Annotated in this window: 6 protein-coding genes; 2 read left to right on the forward strand and 4 right to left on the reverse strand. The window is 43.6% G+C overall.

Annotation, left to right across the window (positions count from 1 at the left end):
- Positions 1–9: 9 nt before the first annotated feature.
- On the forward strand, positions 10–2,913 hold the full coding sequence (locus ACSBL2_RS23450; protein WP_442588983.1) for a TonB-dependent receptor: 2,904 nt from the start codon (positions 10–12) through the stop codon (positions 2,911–2,913).
- 79 nt (positions 2,914–2,992) lie between these two features.
- The gene (locus tag ACSBL2_RS23455) at positions 2,993–3,805 is read left to right on the forward strand and encodes a tyrosine-protein phosphatase (protein WP_442588984.1); all 813 of its coding nucleotides are present in this window, start codon (positions 2,993–2,995) and stop codon (positions 3,803–3,805) included.
- A 176-nt stretch (positions 3,806–3,981) separates the two neighbouring features.
- Here the strand turns inward: ACSBL2_RS23455 and ACSBL2_RS23460 are convergent, their stop codons facing one another.
- The 4 genes from ACSBL2_RS23460 to ACSBL2_RS23475 all read right to left on the reverse strand — a co-directional run bounded on the left by ACSBL2_RS23460 (position 3,982) and on the right by ACSBL2_RS23475 (position 12,562).
- The gene (locus ACSBL2_RS23460; RefSeq protein ID WP_442588985.1) at positions 3,982–6,057 is read right to left on the reverse strand and encodes a glycoside hydrolase domain-containing protein; all 2,076 of its coding nucleotides are present in this window, start codon (positions 6,055–6,057) and stop codon (positions 3,982–3,984) included.
- A 192-nt stretch (positions 6,058–6,249) separates the two neighbouring features.
- A complete protein-coding gene (locus ACSBL2_RS23465) occupies positions 6,250–7,656 on the reverse strand; it encodes an alkaline phosphatase (RefSeq protein ID WP_442588986.1) in 1,407 nt (468 codons plus the stop codon).
- 212 nt (positions 7,657–7,868) lie between these two features.
- The gene (locus tag ACSBL2_RS23470; protein WP_442588987.1) at positions 7,869–9,413 is read right to left on the reverse strand and encodes a RagB/SusD family nutrient uptake outer membrane protein; all 1,545 of its coding nucleotides are present in this window, start codon (positions 9,411–9,413) and stop codon (positions 7,869–7,871) included.
- Between the two features lie 17 nt (positions 9,414–9,430).
- Positions 9,431–12,562: a SusC/RagA family TonB-linked outer membrane protein gene (locus ACSBL2_RS23475; protein WP_442588988.1), complete on the reverse strand. Its 3,132-nt coding sequence runs from the start codon at positions 12,560–12,562 to the stop codon at positions 9,431–9,433.
- Positions 12,563–12,571: the final 9 nt, after the last annotated feature.

Consider the following 12,571-nt stretch of genomic DNA (forward strand, 5'->3'; position numbering starts at 1 on the left):
ACAATAATCATGGTCATAAATTTTACTTTAAAACTTTGGACAACTTACAGGCTGTTGCTTCTTCAGTACGTCGCAATTACTGTCCTCATGGCGGGCACCAGCCTGCCTGCCTTCAGTCAAACCATAAAAGGTACTGTAGTGAGCGACGCGGGTACTTTACCAGGAGCTACTATCAATGGCAAAACATTCAAGCGGGCCATATCTTCAGATCTACAGGGAAATTTTACACTTATGGCACCTGACACCGGTATAGTCACCATTGAATTCAGTTACATGGGTTATCAAGCCAAATCCCTCACATTAAAACTTTTAAAAGGTGTAAATGACATTGGACTGGTAAAAATGTTACCGGATACCAGGAGTACACTTGGAGAAGTTGTGGTTAAAGGAACGATGGCCCCCTCACAGGCCAAAGCATATAGCATCAAAAAAAATTCAAATGCAATTATGGATGTGATGGCTGCCGATGCCATCGGTAAGCTCCCGGACCGTAATGCTGCAGAAGCCGTACAACGGATGCAGGGTGTAGCTGTGGCGCGCTATCACGGCGAAGCGGATCAGGCTGCGGTAAGGGGTACCCCTTTTGCATGGACATCGACGTTATTCAATGGTAACCGTTTGCCAAGTTCAAACGTAATGGGTAACCGTTCATCTGTATTGGATGTTGTGCCATCAGAAATTATTCAATTTGTGCAGGTGGCCAAGGCTATTACACCAGATATGGAAGGTGATGCGATTGGTGGTTCTATTAATTTCATTACCCGGACTGCCCCTGTTAAACGAACGCTCAATGTAAGTGCTGCAGGTGGTTACAATACCTTCAGTAAAAATGGAACCTACAATGGTTCAATGGTATATGGCGACAGGTTTCTGAAAGACAAACTGGGTATTATCGTTGCAGGTGCCATTTGGAGTAGACAGTGGGGTTCTGATGAGTTTGCGACGACCTACAACACTGGTCTGGCCGATGTACAGCAAAAGAACTCCATTAACACCGTGTTGTTTAAACGTTACATGGGCGAACGGGAAACCAAGGGTTTAAATGTAGGTGCAGAATATAAAATTGCCCCTTTGCACAAAGTATTTTTCAGGGGAATGGTCAATAAATTTGATGACATACGTCCTGTATATGAATCCTATGTTGACTATACAAACAGTCGTTTCCAGTACAATTACCGCTACTCGCATTACCAAACTACTTTAAAAGGTTTTGAAATGGGCGGAGAGAACCAGCTCAGTTCAAAAATAAAACTGGATTGGAGTTACAGTAACCATAAATCCAGGTACTTTTTAGAAACACCCCCAACAAGCGATGGAAAAGGTTTACCTATTGCTACGTTTCGTCAGAAAATCAACAGTGGCTTTAGCAATCTTTCCAGTGATGGTAAACGCTATTGGGGTTTTGATTCTCCAAATGGTGTAGGTGGAACTCCTGAAGATTTTCAATCGGGAATAAAAGATGCGAATGAGGTCATCAGTGCAGATAAATTATTGCTTTCGCAATTAGTTATTTCTCAGTTAGACAACAGCGAACATGATCAGATTGGTCAACTGAACTTAAAACTGGATGCAAGTGCCAAGGTACGATTCAAATTCGGCGGCAAGTACCGTCATAAAGAACGTATCAGTACTTACGGCTCCAACTTCGTTTATCTTCCGGGAGCTGCTGCAGGCGTCCCGAATGCGCCAGCCCTGCGTACCTTGTCATCCTTACAAACCACCTCTTTTCCTGAAGGTACGACCTTCTTTGGGCACTTGAATGGCAATTACAACCAGTATATTGTAAACCCGCTGGTAAAAGAGCAATTATTTGATATGTTCGGACCAGCTTTCCAGTCGGCCAACGGTATTGTGAATGCAACATCCAAAACAAACCCGACTGCCCTGTACACCGGAAATGAAAATGTAAGTTCCGGCTATGCATTGGCTGAAATTGATGCGACTGACAAACTAAAAATTATCGGAGGTATCCGCAATGAATATACCAGCATGACTTTAAATGGAATGAAGGCTACGACCACTGGTACTCCTGCGGTGGTGAGTGTTAGTCCGTCGAAAGTAGAGAATGATTACAATGCCTTCTTACCCATGTTGCACCTTAAATATACGCTGACAGAAAAAGCAAATATCCGTGCCGCTTACACCCGTTCCTTTGTACGTCCGAATTTTGGTGATATGACACCGGGTGGATCTACCAACACGACAACGGCGCCAATGACTATTTCGCAGGGCAATCCTGATCTGAAACCAACCTTCAGTAATAATTTCGACCTGATGGGGGAATACTATTTCAACAATATTGGCATTCTATCCGGAGGTGTATTCTATAAAGACATCACTGATGTCATCTTTACCGATGCCAATATGCAGAATGTGGGCGGAAGTGATTATTTAGTCACTCAGGCAAAAAATCTGAACAAAGCAACATTATTTGGTTTTGAAGCGGGTATCAACAAACGTTTCGACTTTTTAAGTGGTTTCTGGAGTGGTTTTGGTGTAGAGGTAAACTATTCATTTATCGACTCGAAGACAGAGGTGCCGCGTATGGGTACTACACCGGCAGTGATGGATAAAACCAGTCTGCCCAACCAATCCAAACACTTGTTCAATACCATTTTATTTTACGAACGCAATGGCGTAATGGTTCGTCTGGCCGGTAACTACAGGGGCAATTCAGTGGAGACCATCAACCAGCAGTTGGGACCCGATTTCTATATCTGGTCGGCCGCAAACTTTACCATTGATGCTTCAGCTACCGTATCGATCACAAAAAGGCTAAAAGCTTTTGTAGAGTTAAATAACCTGAGCAATTCACCTGTTAAAATGTATATGGGTGATAAACGCCGTCTTACCTCTTCAGAATCTTACGGACGCCGCGGTCAGGCTGGTATCCGTTTAGATATTTCTAGATAAACAAAGAGCTTTACCCTCCATTCAATATATCAGTACACGTTAAAAAAACAAATCAATTCATATCATAAAACCACCATTCATGAAAAAATTAATTATTGTCCTTACGATATTCATCCCTGCAATAGCTGCTGCTCAATTGGCTGATAGCAGCAAAAGACTGCTTCCTGTCCAGGCTGCAAATTTCCGTGACATCGGTGGTTACAAAACCACTGACGGGAGAGAAGTGGTATGGGGAAAAGTTTACCGCAGTGCCGCGATTGATAAACTGAGCGATGCAGATGTAGAATTACTTGGAAAGAAGGGAATCTATACTGTAGTAGATTTTCGCGGAACAGCTGAAGCAGCGGCAGCGCCGGACCGTTTGCCAAAAAATACAGATTATACGCTGAGTCCTGCCGGGAGTGAAAATCTGCCGGATGCCGCACATATGGTTACTTTGCTGAAAGAAGGTAATTTCCTGGAAAAAATGTATGGTGCAGAAGGGATCAAATATGCTGGTGACCGTTTTCGTCCTTTGTTTATGAAATTACTCACCGTCAACAAAAAGGAAGCAGTGATGTATCATTGTACCGGTGGCAGAGACCGTACAGGTATGGCGACAGCACTATTGTTATATATCCTTAAAGTGCCACAGGAAACCATCGAGGCTGATTACGTCGCCTCAAATGTCTATTTAGAAAAGATGTACAGGAACATGTTTGCGCCCCTGGCTAAGATGAGTGGTCTGACAGAAGAGGCAGTAGAAAAAGAGATGGCACTAAGGCCCGAACTCATCCGTAGTTTTTTCAAAGCGATTAACACGCAGTACGGCAGTGTCGAAAACTTTTTGCAACAGGAAATGGCCGTAGGCCCAAAAGAGATTGCCGCACTCAGAGCAACCTACACAAAATAACTCCTGCGGTTTCCACTTTACTGTTCAGGGAAAAGTAAAGCACCATTACAAAACCGGCCTGATCTTTAGGAGAATCAGGCCGGTTTTTGTGATTATCCACATCATGTAGTGCACCATCAATGTGGAAAAGTGGAAAACATGTGGATAAACCCATCCTGCTTCACACACGTATGCGGTTACTTATTTGCGAACAGGTCAGAAATCCATATATTATTTATTCCCAACACCTTATTGGGAACATCACTGGCAGTGATTACCAACTCCCCACCTTTCATGAGTTCCTCATGGCTAAGCCATAAACGGTCCAGCAGACGACCATTTAGCCTTACCTTATTGATATACTTCCGGTTTTCCACATAGTTTTCCACAGTAATGTGGAAAACCTTATTTTTAGCCACATGTAAACTGAGTTCCGGAAACAGGGGCACATTCAGGTAATAAACCGGCCAGCCCACACAAGCCGGAGAAAGACCAGCCGCAGCAAAAACATACCAGGCAGACATTGCACCGGCATCATCATCCATGGTACGGATATAGGCATCCGGGGTATTTTTATAGATCCGGTCGACAAATGGATCTATCCCCCTGCTGTTGTCATTAAAATAATACTGTACTACGGTATCTGAAGCAAGCTGGTGAACCAATGCCTGGGATTTCCATGCTTCAGCAGTAGCATTATACATAAAGGGAGCCTGGGTATCGGGTTCATTGGCATGGTTATACTGATCATTGTCAAAGAAATGATCCAATTGACGGATATAAGCAGCTTCGCCTCCCATGAGTTCCTTTAATCCTTTCAGGTCGAATGGGGCAAACCAACGGTACTGCAAAATCGTACCTTGATACAATCCCCTTGCAGAGACCCTGTCTACATCCTTTTTACTCAAATCTTCAAAATCTTTTTTCCAATACGTTTTATAGTCTGAAGCCTTCTTCAGGTACTTCGCGCTCAACTCATCTTTCTTCAGGATGCGCAGCACCTGTGACAAGGCCCAGGCATCATAACTCGATTCCAGTGCTTTGTCAGGGTGACTATAATCCAGGCTGTCCACATCGCTGATCAGTGAATCACAGATCGACTTCAGGTTGACCTGGTAACCCTTGCGATACGCATCGAGCAGCACGACAAGGGCATGTTCTGTACGCACCGTATTGGAAGGTTCATGCTGAGTGGCATAATCTCTTTTACCATAGGTATACAGATTGGAAATAGAAGTGGTAATCCCCTGGTAACGTTCCGGCTGAATGATAGACAACAGCGGAAGTTGCGTCCGGTAGTTATCCCAGATTGCCCAGCCATTGTATAAAGGATATTTTGTTTGCTGCAGACTACCGTCAGTCGCGCGGAAACTACCATCAGGTTCTGAGATGACATAGGGTGACTGCATGGTACGGTAAAGCAGTGAATAAAACAATTTCGCCCGTTCAGGATCTCCCTTCACTTCAATTTTCCCCAGCACATCATCCCAGGCAGTTGTGGCTGCATCACGCATTGCAGCATAGGCCTGATTGCCCAGATTCGCCTTTGCATGGGCGACATCTACAGAGGAGAACGCCATACGGATATTGACCTGGGTATCAGCGGCATCAAGCACGGCGGTAAGTTTATGATTGGAGCTATCTGACCATTTCACCGGGCGGTCAATGGTAAGTGCATAATAAATTTTATAGGTTCCTACGTTGCAAGTGGTTCGTGCTTCCACAAATCCATTCAATTGCTGTCCGGATACTTCATGTGATTCAGCCACAAAAGCATTGGCCAGCGTATGGCTCAGGTCGATGTAAAAGCCTTTTGCTCCCACAGGAAAGCTGTAGGCTTCGATTCCCTGTTTTTCCACAACGGCAAAATCTGCTTTGATCTGATTCGAGAAAGCGACACTATACCGCCCGGGAGCTGCTGATTCAGCAGTTTTAACCAGCCTGGAAGCTGAAGGATTATTCCCCAGAAAAGGCTTGATCAAAATATTCCCGCCGCTGCCTTTACAGCCCACGCCTTCAAAACGGTTATGTGTAAAGCCCAGAAAGAGTTTAGCCTTGTATTCATATCCGGCATGAAGTTGGGGATAAGTCTGCGGACCGATACTCAGCATGCTGAAGGGATAGCTGGCTGCAGGGGAAAGTTGTCCATGATCACCGGAAGTACCCAGAAAAACATTGGTCTGGCTTGCCGGAGAAGGCAATTGCGCACTGAGCTTTACCGGAGGAAACAAGGTAAAGGGCAGAACGAGTAGTGCGGTAACAAAAGATTTCATCGGAAAATTAAAGGTTTCGGGACGAAGTATTTCATCCAAATGGGAATTATGATAATTACTGACCGAATTTAAATATAAATGGAGGAGAAAACAGTTTTCCCCTCCATTTATAACAACATTGTGATTTAGTATAACAGATTTTGATGCGGTCTTACAGGGGTATCGTTACACCTTTCCTGCACACTAAATAGACTATGATAATTCCCCTGTAGCCTTAAGCATCAGGTTATGCAGATCGGTATTTTTAACAAAGGGTTTTAACAGTTCCGAACCCGGTCCATACATCGCTAATTCTACATAGTCTGCTGAGTGCCCCATAGATCCCCAGCCTACTGAAGTATGCTTGAACTGCATTTCTGCGAGTAACTTAAAGGGTAACTTTTTGGGATTGTATAAGCCATCTTCATCGAGCGTATGGTAATGTGCCAGCAAAGCTGTAGCCTCCGGATGGGTAAGCACAAGCTTCTGCCCTGCTTCAATTTTTTCAATCACCTGCTTTGCAGAATCATTTCTTCTAATGCTATTTAAAATATGGTCATTAGTTTGCGTAAAAGATTGCAGCTTATCAAAATTCACATTCACATCTCCACCTGCAGAAAACAAACCCGGATTGGCATTTCCATGGTCAGTAGTAATGATCACCAGCGTATCCTGGTGTTCATCGGCAAATTTCAGCGCCACACCAACAGCCTCATCAAAAGCCAGCTGATCGTGGATCAATCCGCCAATATCATTGGAATGTGCAGCCCAGTCTACCTTACCACCTTCTACCTGAAGCACAAACCCCTTCTTATTGTTTTTCATCATACCAATTGCCTTGGTCGTCATCTCAGCCAATGAAGGGATCTCTTTAATAAAAGATGGGTTCTGGTTTCTGTCGAGGCTAAAAGGTAATCCATCTTCATAAAAAACACCCAGCACAGGTTTATTTGCCGGAAGGTCCTTTTGAAAATCATTTCCAGTCCTTAATACTGAGAACCCTTTTTGTTCAAAAGACTTGAACAGGTCTTTTTTATCTTTTCTCTTATCGGCACTAAAGAACTCCGAGCCACCGCCCATCATCACATCAAACCTCAAATCAAGATATTGCTGGGCAATCCCCTCCTGATCACTGCGGGCATCACTGTTAACGCAAAAACCTGCAGGAGTAGCATGGGTAATAGGCACCGTAGTCACACAGCCAACAGATTTGCCGGCCGCCTTAAATTTTTGTAAAATAGGCTTGTGTAGGGTACCATCCGGACCAACGTTGATGGATCCATTATTGACCCTTACCCCACCGCCCCATGCAGAGCTGGCCGCAGCAGAATCCGTAACCAATGCATTTGCAGAAGCCGTATCCATAAATGCCCTGGTACCTTTTTGCTGTTCATAGAGTGAAATCCAGTTGCTTTGTTTTCCATCTCTACGCTGCAGAAAAAGATTAGCCATATTTAATGTACCGGTACTCATGCCATCGCTCACCAGAAATATGATATTCTTGGCTGTTTTACCGGCAAAATCTTTAACACTTTGCTCAGTTGCAAAGGAAGTAATGGGTGCCAGAGCTGTTCCAGCTACGATGATACTGCTGTTCTTAAAAAAATCTCTTCTTTTCATCTAAAATATATAATCCGATTAACCGGTTAAGAGATGCTTAATCTTCAAGCCTTTAAACCTTTATGCAAAATAATCAGGCTTATCTGCTTTGTTAATCTTTAAGTTGTATGTTGCTTTCCTGATTCAGTTTCTAAGCCCCAAAAATAACCTTAACATGTTATCCGCATGTTAAGGTTATGCAAAAAGTGCATGTAAGGGGATCTCCTATAGTTTTAGTAGCCAGGATTCTGGAGTAAATTACCGTTTAGATCAATTTCACTTTTAGGGATAGGAAACAGCTCCTGCTTCCCGGCAATAAATTTCCGGCCCAACTCATTAATGCCGTTTATCTTACTATCGGCAATGCCAAGTGTAACCAGATCGAACCACCTTTGTCCCTCAAAACCAAGCTCAACCCTGCGTTCGTGAATCACCTCTCCCCCAAAATCTGCTTTAGACAGCCCTGCCCTAACATGAGGCATTTTCACGCGGTTCCTCACCTGGTTTATCGCATCATAGGCAACAGCAGTGGCGCCATTCACCTGGTTTTCTGCTTCCGCCAGCATAAGCAATACATCTGCATAACGCAGTACAATCACATCCAGTCCCCTATCTCCGGAAATCAATTCTGCATAGGTATATTTCTTTAGCGCAAATTCGGTCTCCAATGAAGCATTTCCGGCATGGCCGGTATACGTACCGAAAAAGTAAGTAAGTCCCGGTAAGTACACAGTGGCCAGCAAACGTGGATCACGATTCGCATAAGGACTTAAAGCATTAAAATTAGAACCCGCAGCAGTTATCGCCAAACCATCAGTACCATAAAAATCGTCCGCGAAATTGGTATGGACAGATATCCTGCCCGTTTGGTTTGCCTGGTTGGGCGCATAATTATTATTAAGAGACTGCCCCTGTCCTATCGTCGCATCAAACTTAATCTGGAAAAGTACTTCAGCATTATCTTCATTGGTTTCAAGAAACAAAGCCTCATAATTGGCCTGCCCACTTGCCCCATTACCAGCCGTAAGTAATTTAGCACCCGCTGAGAGCGCTATAGTCTGCACCTCTTTTACCGCAGCCAATACATCTGGCCAGCTACCTTTACCCATGCGTGCCTCATAGAGCAAAACCTTGGCCCGCATGCCTAAAGCGGCCTGGCGGGTAAGTCTTCCAACTTGTGAACCAGCAGGTTTAGTATCCAGCTTCATCCCTGCATCTTTCAACTCACTGAGGATAAAAGCAACCAGTTCTTCATGTGATGCCTGCTTCAATGCCAATGCTTCATTTCGGGATATTGATTTTATAATCAGTGGTACTTTGCCATATAAATAGGTTAACCGCATATAGGCCAGTGCCCTTAATATCCTGGCCTCCGACTGGATGACCATCCGCTCTGCATCAGTTATATCACCGGGAGCATCGATATGGTCAAGCAAGGCATTCGCTCTTTGAACAACCTCATAATTATATAAATAGTATTCTGATAGCTTTTCATGGTTATCTGTTCCTCCTGTACCTTTAGAAAAACTGATAAATTCAGCTGCCCTTGTGTTTAAGATACCATTGTCTGATATCCCTTCCAGCTCAACGGGATTACCAAAAACAGCACCCTGGCGCAAGGAGTTATAAATCCCAAATAAACCGGGTTTTAAACTGGAGGCATCACTGTAAAACACTTCCGGGGATAAGGAATCCAGCGGTTGCTTTTCTAAAATATTCTTCTCGCAGGAAGTGACAACAAGTGCCATTAACAGTAGTATAAAATATTGAAATTTCATGTCTTGAATTTTAGAGATTAAAAAATTACGTTTATACCGCCAGTAATAATTTTTACCTGTGGTAATGAAGTAGTTACATAGGCTTCTGTATCCAGCCTTTCAGGATCGAAGTCTTTAAATTTGGTTTTTGCCCACAGGTTTTGCGCATTTACATAGAAACGGATGCGCTGTACCGGTAAGCGTTTAAGTGTAGTTTTACTTAAGGTATATCCCACCTGTACGTTTTTTAGACGCAGATAATCGCGGTGCTGCACCCAGAAAGAAGAAGGCAAGCTTTCTACAGTTTTACCATTATAACCACTCCTGTCTGACCATAAACTTGGCATTGTGGTACTTGGGTTTTCCGGGGTCCACCTGTCCTCCCATATTTTACGTAAACCAGCTCTTGGAAAAGGGCCATTAAGACGTGAAATAAAGGCATCGGCTTTTCCTATTCCCTGGAATAAAGCAGCAAAGTCAAACCCTTTATATTCGGCACTCAGGTTAAAACCATACAGCCATTTCGGCTGGCGGTTACCCATGACAACCCGGTCATTTTCTGTTATTTTGCCATCACCGTCGGTATCCTGTATTCTAAAATTACCCGGTTTTGCAGTACCGAACAAGGTATGGTCCGGTGCATTTTTAATTTCATCTGCGGTCTGGAATATTCCTTCTGTGATATAGCCGTACATTGAATTTATAGACTCACCACGAATCAGGTAAATATTATTTATGGCACTCACCTCTACACGGTCGTCTCCTCCGGACAAAGCAGGATTAATTGCAAGCACCTTATTTTTGATGTAAGTCACATTTGCCCCAAGGCCGATAGTTACCGCTCCGATATGGTCTTTATAATTGAACATCCCTTCCCAACCCTTATTTTCTACAGAAGCAGCATTTACGATAGTAGGGTTGACTACTCCTGTACTCAATGGATTGTTCAATGCCGTTAAAATATCATCCGTACGCTTCACAAAATAATCACCTTCAAGACTCAGCTTACCTTTAAAAAAGCTCATCTCCAGTCCAATGTCGGTCGTAGTCGTCGTTTCCCATTTCAAATCTGGGTTTCCGAGTGTAGACAATGCAGCACCAGAGACCTGGCCTGTACCAAATGCATAACCATTCTCCAAAGACATTTGAGAAGCAAATGGATAAAGGGAAGTATTCTGATTCCCCAGCTTACCCCATGATCCGCGGACTTTAAAATAGCTGATGACCTCTTTATTCCAGAACTCCTCATTCGAAGCTACCCAGCCTCCAGAAAAGGAAGGAAACATTGCCCAGCGGTTGTTTTTACCAAACCTTGAAGAACCATCTCTTCTCAAATTGGCTTCAAACAAATATTTCCCGTCATAGGAGTAATTCAACCTGCCAAAATAGGATTGCAATGCCCACTCTCCTTTAGTCCCTGGTGTAATTGTGGTACTCGCTCCGGTTCCATAGATAATTTGGCTTGGTGTAGCAAAATCCTGCTGATAAAGTGTATTTCTTTGTTGTTTTGATGTCTCCTGATTAAACCCCAGCAATCCTTTAATGGAATGTTTCCCAAAACTCTTTTCATAGGTAGCCTGCAACCAGCTGGTCACATTAAACAGACTGTATTGAATATCGGTCATGTTACTTCCCATATTCGTTAGACTCAACTGCGCGCCTGTAACCCAGTCGTATTGCTTAAACTCTCTGTTTTTATCTTCTATATGTTTTGTCTGATTGTTAAAAGCAACGGTACCTTTTATTTTAAAATCTTTAAAAGGCTCATAACTTAAAAATGCGCTACCCAATAAATCGTTGTTCAGAGACATGCTATGTTGATGATCTAAAATGGCACGGCTACTGGCGCGGTCATTACGTAAACCCAATATGGCTTCCGGACCTGCATAACGCCCCTGGCTATCATATACAGGCGTTAGCGGATGCTGCGTTAGACCACCTTCAAAGGCAAGACTTCCCTTTCCTGTGAGCTCTCCAACATTCTGCTGGCTGGCCAGGGAACTGTTTCCCCTTGAATACGAGAAAGAGATTCCAGCATTCAATTTGTCATTCAATTTCATATCCATATTCAAACGACTATTGAAACGGCGATACTTCTGGTTACCGTCCAGCAGTCCTGCCTGGTTCAGATAAGCGGAAGAAAAAAGGTAAGAAACTTTTTCTCCGCCTCCGTTTACAGAGATAGAGTGCTGACTTATAGGTGCAGCATCCCTGAAAGTAACGTCCATCCAATCGGTAGATGGCAATGTGGAATACCTGTCAATATCTGCATCAGTATATCCTACCGAACTGCCGGTATTTTGCATCGCCTCACGATAAAGCTCCAGGTAGGTTCTGTTATCCGTAACCATTTCTGGCAATACTGTTGGCGTAGAAATACCCGAATAAAAGTTATAAGCGATACCCGTTTTTTGTCCTAATTTTCCCTTTTTGGTAGTTACTAAGATAACCCCATTAGCCGCTCTCGAACCATAGATCGCGGCAGAAGAAGCATCCTTAAGAATACTCACAGAGGAGATATCAGCAGGATTAATATTATCCAGCGGACCTTCAATACCATCAATCAGGATCAATGGGTTTGCATCATTTAGTGTACCCGTACCGCGAATCCTTATATTTGCCTGGTCATTACCGGGTTCACCGGTATTGGCATTAATATATACTCCGGGAGTTAATCCTGCGAGGGCCTGCGACATTTGGGTTACCGGTCGACCGGCTATCTGGCCTTCCCTGATCACGCCGACGGATCCCGTTAAATTTTCTTTACGCTGTGTACCATATCCCACTACCACGACTTCATCCATCTGTTTAGCATCACTCTCCTCCATCTTTACCACGATCGTAACTTTCTGTCCTTTCTTTACCGCATAACCACATTGTATTTGAGACTGTAATCCTACAAATGAAACGGCAATACAATAGTTGGTATCGGTTGGTATGTCAGAAAATGCGGCTATCCCTTTGTGATCAGACACTACAGCCCTGGCAAATGATATTTTATTATTCGAGACATTCACTGATGCCCCCGGCAAAGTTTCTCCTTTTGTTGTCTGTACAATAACAGTAAGGTTACCCGCATCCTGTGCATGAAGTCCAGTAGTAAAAGTCAATAACAGTAAGGTAAGTTTGAAACACTTATACAGCATCTCTCTTATTCGTTTTTTAAGCATGTGAATTAA

The organism is Pedobacter sp. AW31-3R (assembly GCF_052180285.1).
Classification (GTDB): Bacteria; Bacteroidota; Bacteroidia; order Sphingobacteriales; family Sphingobacteriaceae; genus Pedobacter.